The 24,715-nt window shown below is 74.9% G+C and carries 25 protein-coding genes; 15 read left to right on the forward strand and 10 right to left on the reverse strand.

Annotation, left to right across the window (positions count from 1 at the left end):
- Positions 1–99: 99 nt before the first annotated feature.
- Complete coding sequence (locus tag AB0873_RS24415; RefSeq protein WP_366602399.1) at positions 100–612, forward strand: NUDIX domain-containing protein; 513 nt, start codon at positions 100–102, stop codon at positions 610–612.
- Positions 613–712: 100 nt separating this feature from the next.
- Here the strand turns inward: AB0873_RS24415 and AB0873_RS24420 are convergent, their stop codons facing one another.
- A complete protein-coding gene (locus AB0873_RS24420) occupies positions 713–1,252 on the reverse strand; it encodes an RNA 2'-phosphotransferase (RefSeq protein WP_366602400.1) in 540 nt (179 codons plus the stop codon).
- A gap of 190 nt (positions 1,253–1,442) precedes the next feature.
- Between AB0873_RS24420 and AB0873_RS24425 the strand changes: the two genes are divergently transcribed.
- Positions 1,443–3,617, forward strand: a complete 2,175-nt coding sequence (locus tag AB0873_RS24425; RefSeq protein ID WP_366602402.1) for a hypothetical protein — start codon at positions 1,443–1,445, stop codon at positions 3,615–3,617.
- Positions 3,618–3,666: 49 nt separating this feature from the next.
- Positions 3,667–4,161: an SsrA-binding protein SmpB gene (gene smpB, locus AB0873_RS24430; protein ID WP_366602404.1), complete on the forward strand. Its 495-nt coding sequence runs from the start codon at positions 3,667–3,669 to the stop codon at positions 4,159–4,161.
- Positions 4,162–4,229: 68 nt separating this feature from the next.
- On the opposite strand, the gene AB0873_RS24435 is transcribed toward smpB, so the two are convergent.
- On the reverse strand, positions 4,230–4,637 hold the full coding sequence (locus AB0873_RS24435) for a Fur family transcriptional regulator (protein ID WP_155331811.1): 408 nt from the start codon (positions 4,635–4,637) through the stop codon (positions 4,230–4,232).
- Between the two features lie 99 nt (positions 4,638–4,736).
- Positions 4,737–5,780, reverse strand: coding sequence for a zinc-dependent alcohol dehydrogenase family protein (locus AB0873_RS24440; RefSeq protein ID WP_366602406.1), 1,044 nt, complete (start codon positions 5,778–5,780; stop codon positions 4,737–4,739).
- A 315-nt stretch (positions 5,781–6,095) separates the two neighbouring features.
- Here AB0873_RS24440 and AB0873_RS24445 point away from each other — a divergent pair, with 315 nt between their 5' ends.
- The 4 genes from AB0873_RS24445 to AB0873_RS24460 all read left to right on the forward strand — a co-directional run bounded on the left by AB0873_RS24445 (position 6,096) and on the right by AB0873_RS24460 (position 9,203).
- Positions 6,096–6,521, forward strand: coding sequence for a TOBE domain-containing protein (locus AB0873_RS24445; protein WP_366602408.1), 426 nt, complete (start codon positions 6,096–6,098; stop codon positions 6,519–6,521).
- A complete protein-coding gene (gene modA / locus AB0873_RS24450) occupies positions 6,518–7,303 on the forward strand; it encodes a molybdate ABC transporter substrate-binding protein (RefSeq protein WP_366602409.1) in 786 nt (261 codons plus the stop codon). Before AB0873_RS24445 ends, modA begins: the two co-directional genes overlap by 4 nt.
- Before the next feature lie 74 nt (positions 7,304–7,377).
- Positions 7,378–8,142, forward strand: coding sequence for an ABC transporter permease (locus tag AB0873_RS24455; RefSeq protein ID WP_366602436.1), 765 nt, complete (start codon positions 7,378–7,380; stop codon positions 8,140–8,142).
- On the forward strand, positions 8,139–9,203 hold the full coding sequence (locus tag AB0873_RS24460; RefSeq protein WP_366602410.1) for an ABC transporter ATP-binding protein: 1,065 nt from the start codon (positions 8,139–8,141) through the stop codon (positions 9,201–9,203). Before AB0873_RS24455 ends, AB0873_RS24460 begins: the two co-directional genes overlap by 4 nt.
- A 46-nt stretch (positions 9,204–9,249) precedes the next feature.
- Here the strand turns inward: AB0873_RS24460 and AB0873_RS24465 are convergent, their stop codons facing one another.
- The gene (locus tag AB0873_RS24465; protein ID WP_366602411.1) at positions 9,250–9,663 is read right to left on the reverse strand and encodes a type II toxin-antitoxin system Phd/YefM family antitoxin; all 414 of its coding nucleotides are present in this window, start codon (positions 9,661–9,663) and stop codon (positions 9,250–9,252) included.
- Between the two features lie 123 nt (positions 9,664–9,786).
- Between AB0873_RS24465 and AB0873_RS24470 the strand changes: the two genes are divergently transcribed.
- Together AB0873_RS24470 and AB0873_RS24475 are read left to right on the forward strand one after the other, a co-directional pair.
- Entirely contained in the window at positions 9,787–11,331 is a 1,545-nt protein-coding gene (locus AB0873_RS24470; protein WP_366602412.1) for a cellulose binding domain-containing protein, read from the forward strand.
- 85 nt (positions 11,332–11,416) lie between these two features.
- Positions 11,417–12,049, forward strand: a complete 633-nt coding sequence (locus AB0873_RS24475; RefSeq protein WP_366602414.1) for an ATP-dependent endonuclease — start codon at positions 11,417–11,419, stop codon at positions 12,047–12,049.
- Here the strand turns inward: AB0873_RS24475 and AB0873_RS24480 are convergent.
- The 4 genes from AB0873_RS24480 to AB0873_RS24495 all read right to left on the reverse strand — a co-directional run bounded on the left by AB0873_RS24480 (position 12,020) and on the right by AB0873_RS24495 (position 15,741).
- Positions 12,020–12,601 carry a GNAT family protein gene (locus AB0873_RS24480; RefSeq protein ID WP_366602416.1) on the reverse strand — a complete coding sequence of 194 codons (582 nt, stop codon included), beginning with the start codon at positions 12,599–12,601 and terminating at the stop codon, positions 12,020–12,022. The genes AB0873_RS24475 and AB0873_RS24480 overlap by 30 nt on opposite strands.
- A 128-nt stretch (positions 12,602–12,729) precedes the next feature.
- Entirely contained in the window at positions 12,730–14,976 is a 2,247-nt protein-coding gene (locus AB0873_RS24485) for a DUF4132 domain-containing protein (RefSeq protein WP_366602418.1), read from the reverse strand.
- Entirely contained in the window at positions 14,976–15,368 is a 393-nt protein-coding gene (locus AB0873_RS24490) for a hypothetical protein (protein WP_155331802.1), read from the reverse strand. The genes AB0873_RS24485 and AB0873_RS24490 overlap by 1 nt, the downstream gene beginning before the upstream one ends.
- A 43-nt stretch (positions 15,369–15,411) precedes the next feature.
- A complete protein-coding gene (locus AB0873_RS24495) occupies positions 15,412–15,741 on the reverse strand; it encodes a winged helix-turn-helix domain-containing protein (protein ID WP_366602420.1) in 330 nt (109 codons plus the stop codon).
- 92 nt (positions 15,742–15,833) lie between these two features.
- Here AB0873_RS24495 and AB0873_RS24500 point away from each other — a divergent pair, with 92 nt between their 5' ends.
- Positions 15,834–16,847 (forward strand): LacI family DNA-binding transcriptional regulator, encoded by a 1,014-nt coding sequence (locus AB0873_RS24500; protein WP_366602422.1) that lies wholly within the window; start codon positions 15,834–15,836, stop codon positions 16,845–16,847.
- Here the strand turns inward: AB0873_RS24500 and AB0873_RS24505 are convergent.
- Entirely contained in the window at positions 16,840–18,093 is a 1,254-nt protein-coding gene (locus AB0873_RS24505) for a hypothetical protein (RefSeq protein ID WP_366602424.1), read from the reverse strand. The two genes, AB0873_RS24500 and AB0873_RS24505, sit on opposite strands and share 8 nt — an antisense overlap.
- 129 nt (positions 18,094–18,222) lie before the next feature.
- Here AB0873_RS24505 and AB0873_RS24510 point away from each other — a divergent pair, with 129 nt between their 5' ends.
- Together AB0873_RS24510 and AB0873_RS24515 are read left to right on the forward strand one after the other, a co-directional pair.
- A complete protein-coding gene (locus tag AB0873_RS24510; RefSeq protein WP_366602426.1) occupies positions 18,223–19,869 on the forward strand; it encodes an NAD(P)/FAD-dependent oxidoreductase in 1,647 nt (548 codons plus the stop codon).
- Between the two features lie 113 nt (positions 19,870–19,982).
- The gene (locus AB0873_RS24515; protein WP_366602428.1) at positions 19,983–20,468 is read left to right on the forward strand and encodes a GNAT family N-acetyltransferase; all 486 of its coding nucleotides are present in this window, start codon (positions 19,983–19,985) and stop codon (positions 20,466–20,468) included.
- Positions 20,469–20,518: 50 nt separating this feature from the next.
- Here AB0873_RS24515 and AB0873_RS24520 read toward each other — a convergent pair whose 3' ends face one another.
- A complete protein-coding gene (locus AB0873_RS24520; protein WP_366602430.1) occupies positions 20,519–21,556 on the reverse strand; it encodes an ABC transporter substrate-binding protein in 1,038 nt (345 codons plus the stop codon).
- A 69-nt stretch (positions 21,557–21,625) separates the two neighbouring features.
- On the opposite strand from AB0873_RS24520, the gene AB0873_RS24525 reads away from it, so the two are divergent.
- From AB0873_RS24525 to AB0873_RS24535, 3 genes are all read left to right on the forward strand, one after another.
- Positions 21,626–22,726, forward strand: a complete 1,101-nt coding sequence (locus tag AB0873_RS24525; protein WP_366602438.1) for an iron chelate uptake ABC transporter family permease subunit — start codon at positions 21,626–21,628, stop codon at positions 22,724–22,726.
- Positions 22,723–23,751: an iron chelate uptake ABC transporter family permease subunit gene (locus AB0873_RS24530; RefSeq protein WP_366602432.1), complete on the forward strand. Its 1,029-nt coding sequence runs from the start codon at positions 22,723–22,725 to the stop codon at positions 23,749–23,751. Before AB0873_RS24525 ends, AB0873_RS24530 begins: the two co-directional genes overlap by 4 nt.
- Positions 23,752–23,819: 68 nt before the next feature.
- Positions 23,820–24,629, forward strand: a complete 810-nt coding sequence (locus tag AB0873_RS24535) for an ABC transporter ATP-binding protein (RefSeq protein ID WP_366602434.1) — start codon at positions 23,820–23,822, stop codon at positions 24,627–24,629.
- The last annotated feature ends 86 nt before the right edge of the window (positions 24,630–24,715 follow it).

Genomic DNA, 24,715 nt, shown 5'->3' on the forward strand with positions numbered 1-24,715 from the left:
CAGGTGCCGCCGCGCGGCGGTGTCGCGTACCCGCGGACACCGCCGCGCCCCCGGGGAGTGACCGCACGCCCTGCGATGCGACGGGTAACGTGCGACGGCATGACCGCGACGCCGTACTCGCACTGCTCCTACTGCGGCACGGCCTACCCGCCACCGACCGCGTGGCCCCGCGTCTGCGCGGCCTGCGGCGAGACCGTCTGGCGCAATCCGCTGCCGGTGGCGGTGGCGGTGCTGCCGGTGCGCACCGACGCGGGCCTGGGCGTGGTGGTCGTCCGCCGGGACATCGAGCCGGCGCGTGGGCAGCTCGCGCTGCCGGGCGGCTTCATCGAGTACGGCGAGGAGTGGCAGGACGCGCTGGTGCGGGAGCTTCGTGAGGAGACCGGCCTGCTCGCCGACCCGGCCGACGCGACGCTGTTCGCGGTGCGCAGCGCCCCGGCGGGCGGCACGATGATGATCTTCGGGGAGCTGCCCGCCCGGCCGGCCGCGACGCTGCCGCCGTCGGCGCCCACCGAGGAGGCGACCGAGTGGCTGGTGCTCACCGACCCGGTCGAGCTGGCGTTCTCGACCCACACCCGGGTGCTCGCCGACTTCCTCTCCCGGCACGCCGGCTGAACCCGGCGGCTCCGACCGGGTGGCCGGGCAGCGGGCGGGCCACCGGCGCCGGGCCGGCGGGCCGAGCGGGCCGAGCGGGCCGGCCGGGCAGCGGCGGCGGTCAGGCCTCCAGGTAACGGGCGGGGACGGTGTCGGTCAACCAGACGCCGTTGGCGCTGCGGTAGAAGGCGTGGCCGTCGCGCGCCATGCCGGCCGCGTCGACGGTCAGGACCACGGTCCGGCCGGCGCGCCGGGCCCCCACCCGCCGCGCGGTCTCCACGTCCGGCGAGAGGTGGACGTGGTGCCGGCCGCCCCGGTGCAGCCCGCTCACCCGGATCGAGTCCAGCACCGCGGCGCTGGTGCCGTGGTAGAGCACGGCCGGCGGGTCCACCGGCGACAGCCCGAGATCGACGGGGATCGAGTGCCCCTGGTTGGCCCGGATGCGCTCCACGCCGTCCGGGCCGCGCTCCACCGTGAAGCGCTGCTTGTCGTTGCCGGCCACCGCGTCGTCGAGGTCGGCGCGGCGGATGCCCAGAGCGGCGAGGACGTCGTCGACGGGTACCCAGCCGGCGCGGTCCGGGGCCAGCCCGAAGCGGTCCGGACGGTGCCGCAGGGCGAGGGACATCCGCTTGCTCAGCCGGACCAGCCGCGCATCATCCACGCCCGGATTGTGGCCGGACACCCCGGCCCACCGCCACCCGGATCGGGTATCGGGCGGCAGGCGTGACCGGGCGTCGAACGGGTAGACCGCGCCCACCGCGCGGCCCGGGGCGGCCGTGCCGCCGTACGACGCCTCCGGGGGGCCGATGTCGGACGCGCCAGCACCTCCGGGCGGACGCCCGGACGACGTCGTGGAGCTACGCGTGCACGGCGCCTCCGGCGCCAGCGCGGAACAGGTGCTGAACCGCCCGAACGTCGAGCAGGTCGCCGGTGACCGCAATGGCGGCTTCTACCGGCCCCGCACCGGCTACCCGGACACCAGGGGGCCGGGCGGGGTGGTCCTGGAGGCGTACCGCTGGAGCGAGCTGCCGTCGGGCACCGCCGTCCGCACGTTGTCGCTGGTGTTCCTGCTGCCGTTCATGCTCTGCAACGTGGCGTTCTGGATGCGCCCGACCAGCTCCGACGCCTGGGCCCTCACCGTCAAGGGCCTCTGCCGGGTGCTCGCGCTGACCCTCACCGCCCTGTACGTGCTCGCCGTGGCCGGGGTGGCACTGGACCTGGTCGCCTGGAAGTGCATGTCGTCGCCGCAGTGCCTGGCCGAGCGGAGCTGGCTGTCCTGGCTCGGGGGCCGGCCGGTGGGGCTGCGGCTGGCGGTGCTGGCGCTCGTCCCGGCCGCCGCCGTCGGGCTGGTCTGGTGGCTCGGGGCACGGCCGGAGCAGATGTTCGCGTCGTTCCGCGTTCCCCCGACCGTCACCGGCGTGCACCAGCTCACCGCCGTCGGCCAGTGGGACGCCGCGCCGCTGGTCGGGCGGCTGCGCGCGATCCACGTCGCCGCCGCGTTCGGCACGCTGGACGCCGTCCTGCTCACCGCCCGCGTCAACCTCGGGGCCTCGCCCACCACGGTGACGCTCAGCGTGCTGACCTGCGCGGTCCTGGCCACCTGTGTCGTCCTGGTCTGCGCGCATCCGCTTATCGATCAGCCCGGGACGGGGCGGATCGACCGCACGACCCGGGTCCTGCGGACGCTCGCGTGCGTGTTGACCGCGGTGGTCCTGGCCGTGCTCGCGGCCGACCCCGCGCGACCGCCGACCGGCGTTGGGCTGCCCGGGTACGGCGACATGGTGGCCCGGCTCTTCCTCGCGCAGACCGTCCTGCTGCTCGTGCTCTGGCTGGTCGTGCCGCTGTCGCGACGCGGCGGCGGGCCGCCGCTGCGGGCGGTCGGCACGCCCGTGTTCGGTGCGGTGGCGACCGGTCTGGCGGTGGCCTTCTCCGCCGAGCTGGTCTACCGGGTGGCGGACTTCCTGGACCGCGACGTCGGGACGGGTGAGCAGTCGGCGACCGGCCCGCCGCTGACGTACAAGTGGGCGATCTTCGCGTTCTTCCTGGCGGTGGTGGCCGCGGCGACGGTCGCCGCCGTGGTGGCCGTCACGTCGCGACCGGCCCGGTGGCAGGCGGCGGGCGCGGCCGTGGCGCGGGACTACCCGGACGCGCCGCCCGAGGCCGGGCGCCGGCTGCGGGAGGTCGAGACGGTCATGGCGCGGGCGCGGTTCACCGAGCGGCTCGTTCCACTCGCGATCACGTACGCCTGGCTCGCCGGCTTCGGCATGGCGACCAGCGCCGTGGGCATGTTCGAGCTGGAGCCCGGCGCGACGCTCGAGCAGTGGTTCGGGTTCCCCGCCGGCCTGGTGCGGTTCGGCCTGCGCTTCGGTAGCTGGGTGATCTTCGTGCTCATCCTCGCCCTGGTCCTGGGCGGCATCTTCGCGTACCGGACGGCCGAGTTCCGCCGCTACGTGGGCGTGCTGTGGGACCTGGGCACGTTCTGGCCCCGGGCGGCGCACCCCTTCGCCCCACCCTGCTACGCCGAACGGGCGGTGCCGGAGCTGAGCCGCCGGATCGCCTGGCTGACCGGCCAGGGGCACCGGGTGCTGCTCACCGGGCACAGCCACGGCTCGGTGCTGCTCGCGGCGACCGTGCTCCAACTCCCACCGGGCGCCGGTGACCGGGTCGCGCTGCTGACGTACGGGTCACCGCTGCGCCGGCTCTACTCCCGGTGGTTCCCGGCGTACGTCGGCGACGAGGTCCTGCGCGAGGTGGGCGAGCGGATCGGTTGGCGCTGGCTCAACCTGTGGCGGGACACCGACCCGATCGGCGGCTGGATGTTCTCCCCGCACCGGCCGGGCGAGCCGCCCACGGTCTACGGGCCGGCGGGAACCGTCGACCGGCGGCTGCGCGACCCGAGCGACGTGGTCATCCCGCCCGACGACAGCGTCCCGCCGCCGATCGTGGGGCACTGGCCGGGCGAGTTCGACCCGCGCTTCGCCAAGGCGGTCCGGGAACTGGCGGACCGGCTGCGGCGGACGGCCTGACCGGACCGGCTGCGGCGGACGGCCTGAGCAGGCGGCATATCCTGCCCGGGTGAGCACCGCCCGGAAGCCCGACCGCACGCTGATCGCCTCGAACAAGAAGGCCCGGCACGACTACACCGTCGTCAAGACGTACGAGGCGGGGATCGTGCTGGCCGGCACGGAGGTCAAGTCGCTGCGCGAGGGACGTGCGTCCCTGGTCGACGCGTTCGCGCAGGAGCGCGACGGCGAACTGATGCTGTACGGCCTGCACATCGCCGAGTACGGCTACGGCACGTGGACCAACCACGCGCCGCGGCGCACCCGCAAGCTGCTGCTGCACCGGGTGGAGATCGACCGGATCCGGGAGAAGCTGCGCGACGGCGGGTTCACCCTGGTGCCGCTGTCGATGTACTTCGCCAACGGCTGGGCCAAGGTGGAGCTGGCGCTGGCCCGGGGCCGGAAGTCGTACGACAAGCGGCAGGCGCTGGCCGAGCGCGACGCGCAGCGGGAGATCGCCCGGGAGCTGGGCCGTCGTCTCAAGGGCCGCCCGCAGCGCCGGAGCTGACCGGGCGCAACTGCTGACGAGCCCGGCGGACGCTGCAACCCACCCGCCCGCGCGGTCGGCTCCACCGGTCAGGCCCTGGCGCAGTCCGCGCAGGTGCCGAAGATCTCCAGCGTGTGGTCCACGTCGGTGAAGCCGTGCTCGGCCGCCACCTGGTCGGCCCAGCGCTCGACCGCCGGGCCGGCCACCTCGACCGTCCGACCGCAGGAGCGGCAGACCAGGTGATGGTGGTGGCGGCTCTGGCTGCACCGGCGGAACAACTGCTCGCCGCCGGGCAGCCGGGTGGAGTCGATCTCACCGGCGTCGACCAGCAGCTGGAGGGTGCGGTAGACGGTGGTCAGGCCGACCCGGGCGTCGCGGTCGCAGAGCATCCGGTGCAGCTGCTGCGCGGTGTGGAAGCCCTCGACCTCCCGCAGCAGCGCGAGCACCTCGGCACGCTGCCGGGTGTTCCGGGTCACGTTCGGGATCGCCTGCGTCACCGTACTCCCGCCATCTCCGCTGCTCCGACCGCGACCAGCGGTCCCGGACCGACACCTCGCCGGCTGCCCACCATTATGCGCGCCCGGCGGGCGCCCGCCTCACGGCCTGATCCGCACCTTCAGGGCGGTGCGCTCGTCCATCGCCCGGTAGCCGTCCGGCACCCCGTCGAGCGTGACCGTGCGGTCGAAGACCGGCGACGGGTCGATCCGGCCGGCCAGCACGTCGGCGAGCAGCTCCGGAATGTACCCGCGGGCCGGGGCGACGCCGCCGCCGAGCCGCACGTTGCGGCCGAACATCTGGCGGATGTCCACGCCGGCGCTGCCGCCGTGCGGTACGCCCACGTAGCCGACGGCGCCGCCGTCGCGCGCCACCGAGATGGCGGTGCGCATCGACTCCTCGGTGCCGACGGCCTCCAGCACCGCGTGCGCGCCCTGCCCCTTGGTCAGTTCCCGCACCGCCGCGACGGCGGCCTCGCCGCGCTCGGCGACCACGTCGGTGGCGCCGAACCGGCGGGCGATGTCGGTCCGCGCGGTGTGCCGGCCGAGCGCGATGACCTGTTCCGCGCCGAGCCGGCGGGCCGCGAGCACCCCGCACAGCCCGACCGCGCCGTCGCCGACGACGGCCACCGTCGCGCCGGGCCGCACACCGGCGGCGAGGGCGGCGTGGTGCCCGGTGGACATCACGTCGGACAGCGCCAGGATCGCGGTGAGCAGCCGGTCGTCGCCGGCCGCCTCGGCGGGCAGCCGCACCAGCGTGCCGTCGGCGTACGGGACGCGCACCGCCTCGCCCTGGCCGCCGTCCGAGCCGGGCTCACCCCAGAAGCCGCCGTGCGGGCAGGACGTGTGCAGGCCCTCGACGCAGAAGTCGCAGGTGCCGTCCGACCAGACGAACGGCGCCACCACCAGGTCGCCCCGGCGGACCGTGCTCACCTCGGCGCCGGTCTCCTCGACCACGCCGAGGAACTCGTGCCCGATCCGCTGCCCGGGCTGGCGCGCGGCCACCCCCCGGTACGCCCACAGGTCGCTGCCGCAGACGCACGCCTGCACGACCCGGACGACCGCGTCGGTCGGGTTCCGGACTGCGGCGTCGGGCACCTCCTCGACCCGGATGTCGAACGGCGCGTGGATCACGGTGGCACGCACGGGCTTCCTCCGCTGCTCGGGGCGGCGCCACTGCGCCGCCCGCCGAGGCTAGCGGGACGTCGCGCCGGGCCGACAGACCGTGCCCACCGGCGGTGGCTCTCCTCACCCGGGCCGCGTCGACAGCGGCCGTTGCCGGCGGGCCGGGGTGGGGTGTCCGGCGCCGGGACGGCTGGCCCGTCCGCGGCCCGCCGCACCGCGTCCCCGGCCGGCCGGTCGCCCTATCGCGGATGCCGGGACGGCAGGGGGCTTGAGTGTGCAGCAGCGAGCCGCCATCCACGGTTCCGCTCGTGGATGCGACAGCATATGGTGTCCTCCGTGGCGATGTTCCGGATCGGGGAGGCGGCCGAACTGCTCGGCGTCAGCGCGGACACCGTGCGCCGCTGGGTGGACGCCGGTCGGCTGCGGGCGGTCCGCGACGAGCACGGGCACCGCACGGTCGACGGGGTGGACCTCGCCGCGTTCGCCCGAGCCCAGGCGGCCGACCCGGACGAGCGGACGGACGCCTCGTCCGCCCGCAACCGGCTGCGCGGCATCGTCGTGAACGTCGTCAAGGACACCGTGATGGCGCAGGTCGACATCCAGGCTGGCCCGTTCCGGATCGTCTCGCTGATGAGCCGGGAGGCGGTCGACGAGCTGGACCTGCGGGTCGGGTCCCTCGCGGTCGCGGTGATCAAGTCCACGACGGTGGTGGTGGAGCGCGCCACCCCGGCGACCGGTCCCCGGGGAAGGCAGGCGTCATGAGAGCACGCGTCGTCCGTACCGTCGCCGTGGCCGTCGCCGCCACGCTCGCCCTGGCCGCCTGCGGAGACGGCGGGTCCACGGGCGCGGGCGGATCCGCCGGAGGTGTGACCGGGACGGTGACCGTGTTCGCCGCCGCGTCGCTGACCGAGTCCTTCACGCGGATCGGCCGGGACTTCGAGACGGCCCATCCCGGCACCGCCGTGGTCTTCAACTTCGCCGGCAGCTCCGCCCTCGCCACGCAGATCACCGAGGGCGCACCCGCGGACGTCTTCGCCTCCGCCTCGCCGCGCACCATGGCCACCGTCAGGAGGGCCGGCGGCACCGACGGCGAGCCCACCGCCTTCGTCCGCAACCAGCTCGTCGTCGCGGTCGCGCCCGGCAATCCCGAGGGCGTCCGCGGCCTGGCCGACCTGACCCGGCCGGGGCTGAAGGTGGCGCTCTGCGCCGAGCAGGTCCCGTGCGGCGCGGCGGCCCGCACCGCCCTCGACACGGCCCGGGTCACGCTGACCCCGGTCACCCTCGAACAGGACGTGAAGGGGGCACTGTCGAAGGTGCGGCTCGGCGAGGTGGACGCCGCGCTCGTGTACCGCACCGACGCGCGCGCCGCCGGCGCGGACGTGACCGCCGTGGAGTTCCCCGAGTCCGCGCGGGCCGTGAACGACTACCCGATCGCCGTCCTGGCCGACGCCCCGAACCCGGCCGGGGCGCGGGCCTTCGTCGCGTACGTCCGGTCGGCGCCGGGGCAGGCGGTGCTCACCGGGGCCGGGTTCCAGGCGCCGTGACGGTCGCGGGGACCGGGTCGCCGACCGGGCGCGAGCGACGGCCCGGCGTACGCGGACGGGCGGGCGGCGTACCGGTGGCGCTGCTGCTGCCGGCGGTGCTCGGCCTGGTGTTCCTGGTCCTGCCGCTCGTCGGCCTCCTGGCCCGGACCCCGTGGAGCACCCTGCCGCAGCGGCTCGCCGAGCCGGGGGTGCTCACCGCGCTGCGGCTGTCGCTGCTCACCGCCACCCTGGCGACGCTGCTCTGCCTGGTGCTCGGGGTGCCGCTGGCGTGGCTGCTCGCCCGGGTGGAGTTCCCCGGCCGGCGCCTGGTCCGCGCGCTCGTGACCGTGCCGCTGGTGCTCCCGCCGGTGGTCGGCGGCGTGGCGCTGCTGCTGGTGTTCGGGCGGCGCGGCCTGCTGGGTGGCTGGCTCGACTCGACGTTCGGGATCACGCTGCCGTTCACCACCACGGGGGTGGTGCTCGCCGAGGCGTTCGTCGCGATGCCGTTCCTGGTCATCGCGGTGGAGGGCGCGCTGCGCGGCGCCGACCCCCGGTACGAGGAGGCGGCGGCGACCCTCGGCGCGGGCCGCTGGACGACGTTCACCCACGTCACCGTGCCCCTGGTGGCGCCCGGGCTGGCCGCCGGCGCGGTGCTGTGCTGGGCGCGGGCGCTGGGCGAGTTCGGCGCCACGATCACGTTCGCCGGCAACTACCCGGGCCGGACGCAGACCATGCCGCTCGCCGTGTACCTGGCGCTGGAGACGGACCTGCAGTCGGCCGTCGTGCTCAGCCTGATCCTGCTCGTCGTCTCGGTCGCGATCCTGGCCGGCCTGCGCGACCGTTGGATCACCGCGCCGTGACCGCGTGCCCGCTGGACGCGCACCTCGTCGTGGACCGGGGCGGTTTCCGCCTGGACGTGCCGCTGCGCGTGGCGGCCGGCGAGGTGGTGGCGCTGCTCGGCCCGAACGGCGCCGGCAAGACCACCGCCCTGCGGGCGCTCGCCGGCCTCCAGCCGTTGACCGCCGGCCACGTCACCGTCGACGGCGCCGACCTCGACCGCCCCGACCGGCGCGCGTTCACCCCCACCGAACGCCGCTCGGTCGGCGTGGTCTTCCAGGACTACCTGCTCTTCCCGCACCTGAGCGCGCTGGACAACGTGGCCTTCGGGCCGCGCCGGCACGGCGCCGACCGGCGCGCCGCCCGGGCGACGGCCCGCGCCTGGCTGGACCGGGTGGGGCTGGCCGAGCACGCCCACCGGCGGCCCCGGCAACTCTCCGGCGGGCAGGCGCAGCGGGTCGCGCTGGCCCGTGCCCTCGCGGTCGCGCCGGCGCTGCTGCTGCTGGACGAACCACTCGCCGCGCTGGACGCGCGCACCCGGCTGGACACCCGCGCCGAGCTGCACCGGCACCTCGCCGCGCACCCGGGCGCCACCGTGCTGGTCACCCACGACCCGCTGGACGCGCTGGTGCTCGCCGACCGGCTGGTCATCGTGGAGGGTGGCCGGGTGGTGCAGGAGGGCGACGCGGCGAGCGTCACCGCGCGGCCCCGGACCGACTACGTGGCCCGTCTGGTCGGCCTCAACCTGCACCGGGGCCGGGCCGAGGGGCACGCCGTCCGGGTCGCCGACGGCCTCGTCCTCACCGTCGCCGACCGGCTCGACGGGGACGCCTTCGTGGCGTTCCGGCCGTCGGCGGTGGCCCTGTACCCCGCCCGACCGGAGGGCAGCCCGCGCAACACCTGGCCGGCGACCGTGGTGGGCGTGCAGCGGCACGGCGACAACCTGCGCGTCCAACTGGACGGACCGATCGCGGTCGCCGCCGACGTCACGCCCGCCGCCGCAGCGGCCCTGCGCCTGGTGCCCGGCCAGCCGGTCTGGGCCGCGGTCAAGGCGACGGAGACGCACGCGTACCCGGCGGTGTGAGCCCGGGTGGCCGCGGTGGCCGGCGCGCGGGCATGGCTCCCGGCGCTCAGCCGGCCAGCAGGTCGGCGTGGGCGGCGCGCAGCCGGGCGAGCGTCGGGTCGGTGCCCGGCGGGAACCGCCGGTCGAGCTCGGCCCACACCTCGGCGAGCGCGGTGGTCACGGCTCGCAGCTCGGCGGCGTGCCGCTGGGCGCCGCGCCGGTGGGCCTCGTCGAGCCGGCGGGCCCAGCCGGCGGTGACGGCCGCGAGGCGGTCCGCGTCGGCGCGGGCCGGCGCGGCGCTGCGGGCGGCGGTGGCCGGGACGATCGCGGCGACCGGCCGCGGATCGCCGTCGCGGGTGAGCAGGGTGACGGTGTCGGTCAGCTCGGCCAGGGCGACGAGCTGCGTGAACCGGGTGCGCGCCTCGCGCAGCGGAACGGAGCGCGGCCGGCCGGCGTCAGGGGTGAGGGCGGGGACAGCCATGGATGCATGGTGCCGTCTGGGTACGACAGAAACCGTCCATGCCGGAGCCTGGACAACTACAGTTAACAATCCTAATAATTGTGCATCCGTCGATCCGACGGCCCCACGTACCGAGAGGTCCGGATGCGTCGCCCTGCCCGAAATCTGTTGCTGGCCGCCGTCGCGGCCCTCGTCACCGTCGCCGGCACCACGCTGGTCCTGGCCGCGCCCGCCCGGGCGGCCGGTCCCACCGCCACGTTCGTCAAGACCTCTGACTGGGGCACCGGATGGGAGGGGAAGTACACGATCACCAACGGCGGCACGAGCACGCTGACCGGATGGCAGGTCGCCTTCACCCTGCCCACCGGCACCACCCTCGGCTCGTACTGGGACGCCACGGTGAGCAGCTCCGGCGGGCGGCACACGTTCACGAACCGGTCCTGGAACGGCACCGTCGCGCCGGGCGCCTCGGTCTCCTTCGGCTTCCTCGCCACCGGTCCCGGCTCCCCCACCGACTGCACCCTGAACGGCGCGCCGTGCGGAGGCGGCCCGACCAGCCCGCCCACCACCACTCCCCCGCCCACCACCGCGCCACCCACCACGCCGCCGCCGACCACACCGCCCCCGACCACGCCGCCGCCGACCACACCGCCACCCGGCGGGTTGCCGAAACACGCTCTGATCGGCTACCTGCACGCGAGCTTCGCCAACGGTTCGGGGTACCTGCGGATGGCCGACGTGCCGGCCGACTGGGACATCATCAACCTCGCCTTCGGCGAGCCCACCAGCGTGACCTCGGGCGACATCCGCTTCCAGCTCTGCCCGGCGGCCGAGTGCCCCGGCGTCGAGACGGAGGCCGAGTTCATCGCGGCGATCCGCGCCAAGCAGCAGCAGGGCAAGAAGGTGCTGCTCTCCATCGGCGGGCAGAACGGTCAGGTCCAGCTCACCACGACCGCCGCCCGGGACACCTTCGTCCGGTCGGTCTCGGCGATCATCGACCGGTACGGCCTGAACGGCCTCGACATCGACTTCGAGGGGCACTCGCTCTACCTGAACGCCGGTGACACCGACTTCCGCAACCCGACCACGCCGGTGATCGTCAACCTGATCGCCGCGATCCGCGCGCTCAAGCAGCGGTACGGCGCGAACTTCGTGCTCACCATGGCGCCCGAGACGTTCTTCGTCCAGCTCGGCTACCAGTTCTACGGGCCGGGCCCGTGGGGCGGGCAGGACCCGCGCGCCGGCTCGTACCTGCCGGTGATCCACGCCCTGCGCAACGACCTCACGGTGCTGCACGTGCAGGACTACAACTCCGGCCCGATCGTCGGGCTCGACAACCAGTACCACACCATGGGCGGCGCGGACTTCCACATCGCGATGACCGACATGCTGCTCGCCGGCTTCCCGGTCGCCGGCAACGCGGACCGCGTCTTCCCCGCCCTGCGCGAGGACCAGGTCGCCTTCGGCGCGCCGTCGTCGGTCAGCGCCGGCAACGGGTACGTGGCGCCGGCGGGCGTGCAGGCCGCCGTCACCTGCCTGGTACGAGGCCAGAGCTGCGGCTCGTACGCCCCGCGCAGCGGCACCAACCCGAACTTCCGGGGACTGATGACCTGGTCGATCAACTGGGACCGGTACTACAACTGGGAGTTCCGGCTCAACCACGGACCGTTCCTCAAGGCCCTGCCCTGACGCACCGGGAGGCGGCTCCGCCCGGAATTCGCTGGGCGGCGCCGCCTCCCCCGCAGGATGATGGCGGGCGATGAGGAGGTCGCCCGTGCCCGGGCCGGTGTCGGCGTCACCGCCCGGCCGCGCCGGGACGTCACCGCATGTCCTGGTTCCGGCCCTCGACGACGCCGTCCGCGCGGTCGTGCTCGTCGAGGGCGCCAGCGACCGCGTCGCCCTGGAGACGCTCGCCGCCCGGGTGGGGCGGGACCTGCCGGCCGAGGGGGTCCGCGTGCTGCCGATGGGCGGCGTGACGAACGTCGGTCACTTCCTCGACGCGCTCGGGCCGCCGGGCCTCGGCCTCCGGCTGGCCGGCCTCTACGACGCGCCGGAGGAGGGCTTCGTCCGGCGCGGCCTGGCCCGCGCCGGACTCGGCGCCGCCCTCACCCGAGCCGACCTGGCGGCGTACGGCTTCCACGTCTGCGTCGCCGACCTGGAGGACGAACTGATCCGGGCCGCCGGGGTGGACGGGGTCCGGGCGGTCCTCACCGCAGTCGGTGACCTGCACTCGTGGGACCTGTTCCAGCGGCAGCCCGCGCAGCGCGGCCGGCCGGTCGAGGCGCAACTGCGCCGGTTCATCGGCACCCGGTCGGGGCGCAAGGCGGCGTACGCGCGGCTGCTGGTCGACGCGCTGCGCCCGGAGCGGGCGCCCCGGTCACTGCACGCGGTGCTCGACCACCTCTGACCCGCGCGCCGGCCACTCGTCGGCGAGCACCGACCAGACCTCCATGTCGACCCGCCCCTCGCCCACCGGCGCCGGGTAGACCGAGCGCAGCGTGCCGTCGAGGGAGAACCCGAGCCGGCGGGCCACGGCGATGCTGCGGTCGTTGCGCGCGTTGCAGCGCCACTCCACCCGCTGGATGCCGCGTTCCTGGACGGCCCAGTCGACCAGGTGGGTGACCGCCCGGCTGACCAGCCCCCGCCCCTCGGCCGCCGGCTCCAGCCAGCACCCCGCCTCGCAGAGCCCGAGGGCGGCGTCGAAGGACACGAACAGCACCCCACCGACGAGGACGCCCCGGTCCCACAGGCCCCAGATGCCGCCGGCGTCGTGGGCCCGACGGTCGGCGTGGCGCTGGAGCACCGCGCGGGCCGAGTCGAGGTCGGTGGCCACGAACGACGGCCCCACCCAGGGACGGATGTGCTCCCGGGCCCGGTCCAGGTGGGCGAGGAACTCCTCGGCCCGCCAGGGCTCCAGCGGACGCAGGACCACGTCCTCGGTCAACGGCAACGTGAACACTCAAGACCTCCCCGTGCGGCGGGCTCCCATCCTTGCCGATCATCGGCCGCTGCCGCAGCCGGGTTATCTGCTCGCACGGACAGCCCCACCCGGGGTGATGCCACCGACACCACCCCGGCCGCCCGCCGTCACCGCCGGATCTGCGAGGTGATGGTCGGGTCGGTGATCTGCGTGTCCCGGGCGAGCAGCAGCGCCTTGCTGAGGATGACGCCGAGCATCCGGTCGCCCTCGAAGGGAAGGAAGACGCCGGTCGGCCCGGCCTCCACCGCCTGTTTCGGGACGATGCACAGGTACTGGTCGTTGGGGCTCATCAGGATGTTGCCCGATCCGAGGTGGATCTTGTAGTCGCGCAGGTCACCCCGGACTCGCAAGAAGCGGCCGTCCACCTCGCACCGGTCGGCCACCGCCAGCCGAGGCACCAGCCGGGCGAGCAGGTCACGGCGGGTCTCCGCGGTGGCCGACAGCTCGCCGAACCCGTACGAGTGCCAGTACTCGCGGTACCGGCCGGTGGGCCCGCCGTCGGACCAGGTCGGGTCGTTGCCGACGCTCGCCACACCGACGAAGAGGTCGACGTCGCGCATCACCTCGCTGAGCACCAGCGGCGGGACCTGGTCCAGCGGCAGCGGCGCGACCGGACCGGCGCCGCCGCGCACCCACTGCTCGTACCCGCCACCGCCGGCGTGGGCCAGGTTCTCCGGGGCGTGCACCGGGTAGAAGCGCACCTGGTCGGTCACCACGCGCAGGTACGCCCCCGACTCGCTGGTGTCCACGCCGTAGTCGTCGCCGGCGCCCTCGACCCAGAACTCGGCCCGCAGGCCCCACTCGGGCAGCTCCCGCGTCGCCGGCGGGTAGTCGTCGTCAACCATCAGCCGCAGCCGGTTGCGCCAGCCCCGGACCGCGGCGAGCGCGTGGAACTGGTGCTGGCGCAGGACGTGGGCGGCGAACCGGTTCGAGTAGACCCCGGTGCGTTCCTCGGCTGCGGTCAGCAGGTAGACCTCCCGGTGGGCCTGCTTGAACGGCTGCACGACGCCGTGCCGTTCCAGCCACGCGCGCCAGGCCAGCACCTCGGCCACGTCCCGCCCGATCGGGTGCCACAGCGTCACGGTGGCGCCGTCGGTCGCCGTGACCGGGTCGCCGTCGACGGTGCGCAGTGCGCCGTCGGCGAACCCGCACGGCTGGCCGTCGACCAGCCAGATCAGCCGCCGGCCGAGGGTGCCGACCAGCGGATGGTCGAGGTAGCGGGCGCGCCACGTGGCGTACGGCCAGCTGCGCCGGCCGAGGACCTGCCGGTCGAGGCGCTCGGCCTGGGCGGCCAGCATCTTCTCGACGTCCTTGACCGCCGCCTTCAGCTCGCGCAGCTCCTCGGGACGGTCGCGGCGGACGGCCGCCGGCGGGCTCTTCACCACCCGGCCGGCGGCGGTGCGCCAGGTGAGCGACACCGATCCGGCGGTGACGGTCAGCTCGGCCTCGGCATCGCCGAGCCGCTCCACCCGGCGGCCCACCTCGGTCAGGCCGTACGTCGGCACGGCGAGCTCCTCCACCTCGGCCCGGGACAGGCCGAGGGCCTCGGCGCGCCGGTCCAGCGCCGCGGTCAACTCCTTGAGCGTGCCCTTGTAGGTGACCCGGGTGGCGAGGCGGGCGAGCTGGGCCAGGGCGTCGTCGCCGTCCAGCCGGGCCAGCGCCCACACCGCGGCGTTGGCGACCTTGGGGTTGCGCGGGCCGATGCCGGCGACCTTGCGCAGCGACGTCTCGACCAGGCCGCCGAGCGTGCGCGCGGTGGCGGCGTCGGCCGGGCCGTCGACGGCCAGCGCGAGCAGCCACACCAGGCCCCGCAGCGCGGTGGCGTTGTACGGGTCGTACGCGTGGGCGATGTCCGGGTCGTACTCTCCCCGGTCGAGCGGGAAGGTGCGGGGCCGCCCGACCAGGGCCAGCCACCCGGTCACCGTGTCGCGGTACCCGGCCGGCCCCACCTGATCGAGCAGGGACCGGGCCTGCCGCTCCCAGCGGGCCGACGGGCGCGCCGAGGTGGCGGTCAGGGCGTGCCGCACCAGCTCGGGCCAGCCGGCCCCGAGGTCGGGCAGGTCGGCGAGCACCCGGTCGGCCCACGCCTCGCCGGGGCTGAGCAGCGGCGCGTCCACCGTGGCCAGAACGTCGTGCAGCGGGCCGCTGGCGTGGTAGGTCGCCAGCGCCGTGCGGCGGGCCACCGCAACGGCGTGGCCGGGCAGCTCGCCGTCGACCCGCCGCACCTCCCGGCACAGTCGGGCGAGCTGGTCGAGCCTCCAGTACGTCCAACACCGGGACGCGGCGTCGAGCTGCGCGCGAAGGCGCTCATCGGTGGGGGCGCCTGGGCGCAGGGCGGACGGCAGGACGCTCATCAGCCACCCACCAGCGGGACGAGCTTGAGGAAGCACACCTCGGTGCCGACCCGCAGGTCGACCTCGACGTCCAGCTCCTCCACCTGGCGGTCGTCGACGAGCACCACGAACCCGTTGCGGGTGAACGCCTCCACCGCCCGCGCGAACTGCTCGTCGGCGTCCACCCGGCGCCGCTCCCGCATCCGGTAGCCGTTCAGCGTGCGCTCGGTGCCGCCCGGCTGCACCAGCCCCCGGAACACCTCCGGCTGGCGCGCGTTGTGCTCGGCCACCTCCTGGAAGACGCGCCGGCGGATCAGCTCCCGCAGCGGCAGCCGCTCCTCGAAGATCTCCAGATGCCACGCCTCGTCCCGGGCGCCGGACGTCGTCTCGTCGACGAACCTCACCATCACCATGCCGGGCACAGTAGGGACGCCCACCGACAGGATTCCGCGCCGTTCACGGCGGCTCGGCGAGCAGGTAACCCCGTCCGTGCACGGTCCGCAGGTACGGCCTGCCCGGCGTGACGGCGTCCAGCTTGCGCCGGAGGTTGACCATGTGCGCGTCGACGGCCCGGTCCGAGACGTACCGGTCGGCCCCGTACGCGACGTCGATGATCTGCCGTCGACTGTGGACGCGACCGGCCGCCCGCGCCAGCACGACCAGGATCTCGAACTCCCGGGCGGTCAGCTCGACCCGGACGACCCCGCCGGCGGGCCGTCCGGTGGGCCCGGGTCCTGGGGGTGCGGAACCGGGGCCCCGCCGGATCGACACCGGGAGGTGGATCACCCGCCGGCCACCGGCCGGCGATCCGGCGCGGCCGACGGCATTCCTAGATCCGGTACCGTGAGAGGACCGTCGATGGAGCGAGAGGGGCGGTCATGGCGACCCTGTCGGACGTGGCCCGACGGGCCGGCGTCTCCCCCGCCACCGCGTCGCGGGTCATCAACGGCAGCAGCAAGCCGGTCACCGACGAGCTGCGCGAGCGGGTGCTGCGCGCCGTCGCCGAGTTGCAGTACGTCCCGAACGCGCACGCCCAGTTGCTGGCCCGCCCGCAGCGCACCGCCGTCGGCGTGATCGTGCACGACGTCTCGGACCCGTACTTCGCCGAGGTCACCCGGGGGCTGCAACGGGTCGCCGGTGACCAGGGCCGGCTGCTGATGATCTGCAACAGCTACCGCGACCCGGACCGGGAGCTGGAGTACGTCGAGCTGCTGCGGGGGCAACAGGTGGCGGCGATCATCCTGGCCGGCTCCGGGTACCACGACGCGGAGTTCACCCGGCGGCTCAACGAGAAGCTGGCCGCGTACGAGGCGACCGGCGGCCGGGTGGCCGTGATCGGGCGGCACGAGCACTCCGGTGACGCGGTGATGCCGGACAACCGCACCGGCGGCTGGCTGCTCGGCACCGAGCTGTGCCGGCTGGGGCACCGGGCGATCGGCGTGGTCGCCGGCCCCGAGGTGCTCACCACCACGACCGACCGGCTCGCCGGGCTGCGGGCGGCGCTCGCCGAGCACGGCCGCGACCTGCCGGAGCGGCGGATCCGGTACGCGGCGTTCGACCGGGACGGCGGGGTCGCCGCGACCGGTGACCTGCTCGACGCGGAGCCGGGGATCACCGCGATCGTGGCGCTCAACGACACGATGGCGATCGGGGCGCTCGCCGCCCTGCGCGCGCGTTCCGTGGCGGTGCCGCGGGAGGTGACGGTGACCGGCTTCGACGACATGCCGATCGCCCGGGACGTCACCCCGGCCCTGACGACGGTCCGGCTGCCGCTGGTGGAGATGGGCGCACGGGCGATGTCGCTGGCGCTGGACGCGGGCGGCCCGGCCCCCCGGGTCGAGGTGCTCGCGGCCGAACTGGTCCGCCGCGACAGCGCGGGCCCGGTCAGATGATGAAGTGCGTCCAGTACGCCAGCCAGGCGACGAACAGCGCACCCTGGAGCAGGGCGAGGGCGGCGGTCAACCAGACGTCGACGGTGACCCGCCGGGTCCAGCTGGCGAGCACCAGGGCCACCGGGAAGACCGCGATCAGGTAGCGCAGCAGGCTCTTGTAGACCGGTGGGCCCATGGACACCGGCACCAGCACCATCATCACGCCGTACACCAGGTAGGGCAGCCCGAGCCGGCGGGCGCCCGCGACCAGGACGGCCAGGACCACGACGGCGATCCAGACCCGCAGGGCGTCGCGCGGTGCCGTTCCGGTGAGGCCGTGCCAGAGCACGCCGAGCGGGTTCTGCACGCGGATGCCCCACCCCTCCTCCTGGGTGTGCTTGTAGGCGAACCAGTCGCCGCCCTGCCACCGGCAGAACGCCATGAAGGTGAGCCAACCGGCGGGCACCAGCAGCAGCGGCCAGCCGGTGCGCAGGTAGGTCCAGAGCGAGCGCGGGTCGAGCCGGTAGCGGTGCTGGCGGAGCAGCACCAGGGCCAGCGGGACGACGACGAAGAACCCGGCCGAGCGGCTCAGCGCCAGGAAGAAGCCGATCACCCCGACCAGCAGCCAGCGCCGGTGCTCCGCGTAGTGGAAGGTGGCCAGGGCGAGGCAGAGGAAGAGCGACTCGGTCAGCGCCGCGTGGAACAGGAACGCGGCCGGCAACAGCACCAGGTAGCGGACGAACCGCCGGGCCGCCGCGTCGCCGCCGTTGTCGCCGGCGCCGCTGCGGTCGGTGCCGTCGGTGCCGTCGCCGAGCAGCCGCTCGCCGAGCCGGTGGGCGTAGTACAGCATGCCAACGAGGGCCGCGTTGGCGACGAGCAGCAGCGCCAGCGCGGTGTCGCCGCCGAGCAGCGGGGCGAGCGGCCGGGCGAGGAACGGGTACAGCAGGGGGAAACCGAAGTCCCGCCACGGCTCGTCGAGCTTCTGGCGGGCCAGGTGGTCGTAGAGGAACGAGTCCCAGGCGAACCAGAGCGAGAGCCACCGGTGCGGTGAGACCTCCCGCTGCTGCTGGCGCATCACCGCCTCGTCCGGCGGCGGCGACCACGGGATCTCGTCGAAGGCGGCGAGCGCGACCACGCCGACCAGGCTCAGGACGACCTTCGTGCCGACGAAGACCGCGAGCACGTACGGCCAGGGGGCGGGCACCCGCGCGAGCAGTCCGCGTACCCGCCCCCCGTCGACCATCCGTCCCCCGACCGTCCCCACCACGAACGGTGCCGCGTACCCCGTCCGGGGCCGTCGACACCTGCGGTCGGCAGGTGACATCGCCGCCGGGCCGGGTAAGCGGCCGGCCGTCGGTGTCGACGGGGTGCCGACGGGGTACGGAGGCGCGGGCGTATGGGCGACGAGAACGGCACCGTGGTGATCGGTGCGGGTCCGGCGGGGCTGACCGCCGCGTACGAGCTGCTCCGCTGGGGCGCCCCGGTGCGGGTGTTCGAGGCCGACGAGGTGGTCGGCGGGATCAGCCGGACCGTGGAGCGGGACGGGTGGCGCTTCGACATCGGCGGGCACCGCTTCTTCACGAAGGTGTCCCGGGTCGAGGACTTCTGGCACGAGATCCTCCCCGACGAGGACTTCCTGCTCCGGCCCCGGATGAGCCGGATCTACTACCGGGGAGCGCTCTACGACTACCCGCTGAGCGCCGCCAACGCCCTGCGGAACCTGGGGCTGTGGGAGGCCGCCCGGTGCATGGGCTCGTACGCGCGGGCCCGCCTGCGGCCGCCGCGCGACCAGTCGCACTTCGAGGGGTGGGTGTCGGCCCGGTTCGGCTGGCGGCTGTACTCGATCTTCTTCAAGACGTACACCGAGAAGGTCTGGGGTATGCCGGCCGACCGCCTGCAGGCCGACTGGGCGGCGCAGCGGATCAAGAACCTGTCACTGGCCAAGGCCGTCCGCAACGCGGTGCTCCCGAAGCGCAACCGCAAGGATGTGGCCAGCCTCATCGAGGAGTTCCAGTACCCGAAGCTGGGTCCCGGAATGATGTGGGAGCGCTGCGCCGAGGAGGTCCGGCGGCGCGGCGGCCGGGTGGCCACCGGCACGTGGGTCACCGCCGTACACCGGGATCCGGAGCACCGGCGGGCGGTCGCGGTCACCGTCGACGGTGCCGGCGGCCGGCGGACCGAGCCGGCCGACCACGTCGTCTCCTCGATGCCCATCTCCGAGCTGGTGGCCGCGCTGCGGCCGGCGCCACCGCCGGAGGTCCGGGCCGCCGCGGAGGACCTGCGGTACCGGGACTTCCTCACCGTGGCGCTGGTGGTCCCGGCGGAGTTCTCGTTCCCGGACAACTGGATCTACGTGCACGACCCGGGCGTGCAGGTGGGCCGGATCCAGAACTTCGGCTCCTGGTCACCGCACCTCGTGAAGGACGGCCGCACCTGCCTCGGCCTGGAGTACTTCGTCTCGGTGGACGACGAGACGTGGCGGACGCCCGACGCGGACCTGATCGCCTCGGCGACGGCGGAACTGGAGGCGCTGGGGCTGGTGCGTCCGGGCGTCGTCGAGGCCGGCTACGTGGTGCGGATGCCGAAGGCGTACCCGGTCTACGACGAGCGCTACCAGCGCAACGTCGACGTCATCCGGGAGTGGCTGGCCCGCGAGGTGCCGAACGTGCATCCGGTGGGGCGCAACGGCATGCACCGCTACAACAACCAGGACCACTCGATGCTGACGGCGATGCTGACCGCCGAGAACATCGCGCGGGGAACCCGGCACGACGTCTGGGCGGTCAACGTCGAGCAGGACTACCACGAGGAGACCACGACACCGGACGGCGACGGCCGTCGCGGCACCGGCCGGGACGCGCCGATGATGCCGGCGCCGCCGCTGCGCCCCACGGCCACCGTCGGGCTGGCCGCCGACCACGACGGCGGCGCCCCGGCCCACCGGCCGACCGGGGTACGCCCCGGACTCAGCCGCCTGGCGGACGGCGGCGGCGCCGCGAGCGGCACGCCCACCCACCGGCCGACCGGGGTACGCCCCGGCTGAGCCGCCGCCGACGGGGACGCGGACGGCGGCCGGCCCGGGTAGTGTCCGCGGATGCACCCAGCGGGAGGAATCCGCTTGCGACCGCGACGGCCCGCCGCCTAGCGTCCGTCCCGATGCGGATCCGGGAGTTCGACGACGCCGACTGGGCTCAGGTGTGGCCGATCGTCGCGGAGGTGGTCCGGGCGGCCGACACCTTCGCGTACGACCCGGGCCTGACCGCCGAGGCCGCGTACCCGATGTGGGTGGAGGCGCCGCCGGGACGGACCGTCGTCGCGGTGGACGGCGGCGCGGTGCTGGGCACCGCGAAGATGGGGACCAACCGCCCCGGGCCGGGCGACCACGTCGCGACGGCGAGTTTCATGGTCGCCCGGGAGGCCCGGGGCCGGGGTGTGGGGACCGCGCTGTGCCGGCACGCGCTGGCCTGGGCCCGCGAGCGGGGGTACGCGGGGATGCAGTTCAACGCGGTGGTGGAGAGCAACGCCCGGGCCGTCGACCTCTACCGGCGGGAGGGTTTCGCGGTGGTGGGCACGGTGCCGGGCGCCTTCCGGCACCCCGAGCGGGGCCGGGTCGGCCTGCACGTCATGTACCGGGAGCTGTGATCCGGAGGCGTGTCCCGGCCGGCGACCTCACCGGCCGGGACGTTCCCGGGTCAGCCGGCGAGCTTCTTCGCGCCCTTGATGGCGGTGGCCAGGTTCTCCAGCAGCGGCGCGGCGCCCGCGTACGAGAAGCGGGGCACGGCGTCCCACGGGGTGACCTGGTTGGCCTTGACGGCGGGCAGCTGGGCCCAGGTGGGCTTGGCGGCGAGGTCCTTGGGTTGGAGCGCGGTGCTGCGGTTGTCCAGCAGGATCAGGTCGGCCGGGAACTTCCCGGCGTTCTCCCAGCTGAGCGCCTCGAAGTAGTCGCCGGCCTCCAGCTTGGTGGGCACCACGATGTCGACGCCCAGCTCGGCGAAGAACATGAGGTCGGTGCTGACCTTCGGGTTGGACACGTAGAACAGGTCGGGGCTGCCGGAGCAGGCCATCACCCTGATGCCGGGGTTGGCCTTGACGGCCTGGCGGACCGATTCGGCGGCGGCCTCGAAGCGGGCCTTGGCGTCGGTGACCTTCGCGGCCGACAGGTCGGCGCCGAGGGACTCGGCGAGCTGCGCGTACCGCTCGATGGGCTTGGTCATCGGCACCCGCGCGGTGGTGATCGCGGCGACCGGCGCGAGCGGGACGATCTTGTCCTTGCTCTCGTCGGGGACGTACCAGAGCGCGCCGGGGTCGTACATGTGGGTGACCAGCAGTTCGGGGCGCAGGGCGGCGTACTTCTCCAGGTTGAACTCGCCCCACACGTTGCCCAGGATCTCGACGCCCTCGATGTTGAGGTCGCCGGCCTGCGGGTCCTTGCTGCCGTCGGCGCGCTTCGTCTCGCCGAAGACGCCGACGATCTGCTTGTCGAGCCCGAAGTCGACCAGGGCGGCGGCCACGCCGGTGAAGGCGACCACGCGGGTCGGGCGGGCGGCGGCGGTGAGCTTCTCGCCGCGGTCGTCGGTGAACGACCACGGCCCGCTGGAGGGCGCGCCGGCGGACGGGGTGTCGGTGTCGTCACGGCCGCAGCCGGCGAGGAGGGCGGCCAGGGTGGCGCCGCCGGCGGCGGCGAGCAGGCCGCGACGGGAGAGTCGGCGGGCGGGCACGGGATGCGACATGGCAGGTCTTTCGGTCGGGGGTCGCGATGACCATGGACAGCGGGGGTTAGGTTAACCTAACCTAAGGCGCTGTCAAGCCCGCCCCGGCGTTCCCGCACCACATCGGAGTTCACCCTGTCCGTCACGCATCCACCACTGTCCGATCTCGTGGCGGGCACCCCGGACGCGCCGTCACGTCGTGGCCGTGCCGCCGCGCGGGCCGGCGGGCTCGTGGCCGCCACGCTCGTGCTCGCCACCGTCGCGGTGCTCAGCATCACGGTCGGCGCGAAGTCGCTCCCCCTCGCCGACGTGTGGCGGGGACTGCTCGACCCGGGCGCCGCCGAGTACGCCGTGGTGCACCGCATGCGGCTGCCGCGTACGCTGCTCGGCCTGCTCGCCGGCGTCGCGCTCGGCGTGGCCGGCGCGGTCATGCAGGCGCTGACCCGTAACCCGCTCGCGGATCCCGGCCTGCTCGGCATCAACGCCGGCGCCTCCGCGGCGGTGGCCACCGGCACCGCGCTGGTCGGCGTCGCCACCGTCGGGGGGCAGGTCTGGTTCGCGCTACTCGGCGCCGCCGCCGTCACGGCCGCCGTCTACCTGGTCGGCGGCGGACGCGGCGCCACGCCCGCCCGGCTGGCGCTGGCCGGCGCGGCGCTCAACGCGACGCTCTACTCGTACGTGAGCGCCGTCATGCTGCTCGACACCGCCTCGTTGGAACGGCTGCGGTTCTGGACCGTCGGTTCCCTCGCGAGCGCCGACGCCACCACCGTCGGCACGGTCGCCCCGTTCGTCGGAGCGGGGCTGCTGGTCGCCCTCGCCGTCGCCCGCCCGCTCAACGCGCTCGCGCTCGGCGACGACACCGCCCGCGCGCTCGGCGCGCGGCCCGCCCTGGTCCGGGGCGCGGTCATCGTGGCGGTCACCCTGCTCTGCGGGGCCGCGACCTCGGCGTGCGGGCCGATCGTCTTCGTCGGGCTGCTCGTGCCGCACCTGGTCCGCGCGCTCACCGGGCCGGACCTGCGCTGGCTGCTACCGTACTGCGCGGTGCTCGCGCCGGTGCTCCTGCTCGGGGCCGACGTGGTCGGCCGGGTACTGAGCCGGCCGGGCGAACTCCAGGTCGGCATGGTGACCGCCGTGCTCGGCGGGCCGCTCTTCCTCTGGCTGGTGCTGCGGGGGCGGGTGGCCCACCCGTGATCGTCCTGCGTACCCCCGGCGGGCTGTCGTTGCGCCTGCGCCCCCGCGCCCTCGCCGTGGGCGCCACCTGCGCCCTGCTCACCCTGGTGGTGGGCGTGCTCGCGCTGGGCAGCGGCGACTACCCGATGAGCGCCGCCGACGTGCTGCGCACCCTGGCCGGCGACGGCACGCCGGCCGAGCACTTCATCGTCCACGAGTTGCGGCTGCCCCGCCTGGTCACCGCCGCCGCCGTCGGCGCCGCGCTGGCGCTGGCCGGCGCGGTCTTCCAGTCGCTGGTCCGCAACCCGCTGGGCAGCCCCGACCTGCTGGGCTTCACCCAGGGCGCGGCCACCGGCGCGCTCGTCGTGGTCGTCGTCGGCGGCACCAGCGCGATGCTGTCCGGCGCCGCGGTGGCCAGCGGCCTCGCCACCGGCGCGCTGGTGTACGCGCTCGCCTGGCGCCGCGGCGTGCACGGGTACCGGCTGGTCCTCGTCGGCATCGGCGTCGCCGCGATCCTCACCGGCGTCAACGGGTGGCTGCTCACCCGCGCCCCGCTGATGGACGCCGCCCGGGCCGTGCTCTGGCTGACCGGCAGCCTGGACGGGCGCGGCTGGGCGCACGCCGTACCACTGCTGGTCGCCCTGGCCGTGCTGGGGACGGCGGTGCTGGCCGCCGCCGGGCCGGCGCTGCGGCTGGTGGAGATGGGCGACGACGCCGCCAGCGCCCTCGGCGTCCCGGTGCAGCGGCTCCGGCTGGCCCTGCTCGCCACCGCGGTGCTGCTGGTGTCCCTCGCGGCGGCAGCCGCCGGGCCGGTCAACTTCGTCGCCCTCACCGCGCCGCACCTGGCCCGGCGGCTCACCCGCGCGCCGGGGCCGAACCTGCTGCCCTCGGCCGCCCTCGGTGCGCTGCTGCTGGTCGCCGCCGACCAGGTGGCGCAGCGCGCCTTCCCCGGCCACCAACTGCCGGTGGGCGTCGTGACCGGGGTGCTCGGCGGCGGATACCTGATCTGGCTACTCGCCAGCGAGCGCCGGGCCGGTCGGCTGTGACGGCCCCGAGCCGGCCGGCCCCGAACGGGCCGGCGGTGACGGCCCCGAACGAGAACGGAGCACCGAGCATGCAGTCCCGGTTGCGCGGCACCGCGATGACCCTCGCGTACGAGCGGCGGACCATCGCCCGCGACCTGACCGTCGACATCCCCGACCGCTCCTTCACCGTGGTGATCGGCCCGAACGCGTGCGGCAAGTCCACCCTGCTGCGGGCCCTGTCGCGGCTGCTCAAGCCGGCCGTGGGGGCGGTGCTGCTGGACGGGGAGGACATCCAGCGGCGACCGGCCCGGGCCGTCGCCCGGACCCTCGGCCTGCTGCCGCAGTCGTCGGTCGCCCCGGACGGCATCGGCGTCGCCGAGCTGGTCGCCCGGGGCCGCTATCCGCACCAGGGGCTGCTGCGGCAGTGGTCCCGCGAGGACGAGCGGGTGGTCACCGAGTCGATGGCCGCCACCGGCGTCGCGGACCTCGCCGACCGTGCGGTCGACGAGCTCTCCGGCGGGCAGCGGCAACGGGTGTGGCTGGCGATGGCCCTCGCCCAGCAGACTCCCCTGCTGCTGCTGGACGAGCCGACGACCTATCTGGACATCGCCCACCAGATCGAGATCCTGGACCTCTGCGCACGGCTGCACGAGGAGCAGGGCCGTACGCTGGTCGCGGTGCTCCACGACCTGAACCACGCCGCGCGCTACGCCAGCCACCTGATCGCGATGCGCGACGGGCGGGTGGTCGCGGCCGGGCCGCCCCGGGAGGTGGTGACGGCCGCCCTCGTCGCGGAGGTGTTCGGGCTGCCCTGCCGCGTCATCGACGACCCCGAGACCGGGACCCCGCTGGTCGTACCGGCGGCCCGCCGCCGCACCGCGACCGAGGTCACGGCGTGAGTTGCCCTGTGTCAAGCCATCGCCGGTTGATCTTGGCTGAGCAAGTGTTGGAGGGCTCGGTGCCGGTCGGGGTTGTAGGGGGTGTT

Source organism: Micromonospora sp. NPDC047707 (genome assembly GCF_040704235.1).
Lineage (GTDB): Bacteria > Actinomycetota > Actinomycetes > Mycobacteriales > Micromonosporaceae > Micromonospora.

What these genes read in the sequence shown, in the direction of transcription:
- AB0873_RS24515 (WP_366602428.1), top strand. Translation starts at nt 19,983, where the DNA reads ATGCGGATCCGGGAGTTCGACGACGCCGACTGGGCTCAGGTGTGGCCG.
- AB0873_RS24415 (WP_366602399.1), top strand. Translation starts at nt 100, where the DNA reads ATGACCGCGACGCCGTACTCGCACTGCTCCTACTGCGGCACGGCCTAC.
- AB0873_RS24500 (WP_366602422.1), top strand. Translation starts at nt 15,834, where the DNA reads ATGGCGACCCTGTCGGACGTGGCCCGACGGGCCGGCGTCTCCCCCGCC.
- AB0873_RS24465 (WP_366602411.1), bottom strand. Translation starts at nt 9,663, where the DNA reads ATGGCTGTCCCCGCCCTCACCCCTGACGCCGGCCGGCCGCGCTCCGTT.
- AB0873_RS24510 (WP_366602426.1), top strand. Translation starts at nt 18,223, where the DNA reads ATGGGCGACGAGAACGGCACCGTGGTGATCGGTGCGGGTCCGGCGGGG.
- AB0873_RS24490 (WP_155331802.1), bottom strand. Translation starts at nt 15,368, where the DNA reads ATGGTGATGGTGAGGTTCGTCGACGAGACGACGTCCGGCGCCCGGGAC.
- AB0873_RS24470 (WP_366602412.1), top strand. Translation starts at nt 9,787, where the DNA reads ATGCGTCGCCCTGCCCGAAATCTGTTGCTGGCCGCCGTCGCGGCCCTC.
- modA (WP_366602409.1), top strand. Translation starts at nt 6,518, where the DNA reads ATGAGAGCACGCGTCGTCCGTACCGTCGCCGTGGCCGTCGCCGCCACG.
- AB0873_RS24485 (WP_366602418.1), bottom strand. Translation starts at nt 14,976, where the DNA reads ATGAGCGTCCTGCCGTCCGCCCTGCGCCCAGGCGCCCCCACCGATGAG.
- AB0873_RS24520 (WP_366602430.1), bottom strand. Translation starts at nt 21,556, where the DNA reads ATGTCGCATCCCGTGCCCGCCCGCCGACTCTCCCGTCGCGGCCTGCTC.
- AB0873_RS24535 (WP_366602434.1), top strand. Translation starts at nt 23,820, where the DNA reads ATGCAGTCCCGGTTGCGCGGCACCGCGATGACCCTCGCGTACGAGCGG.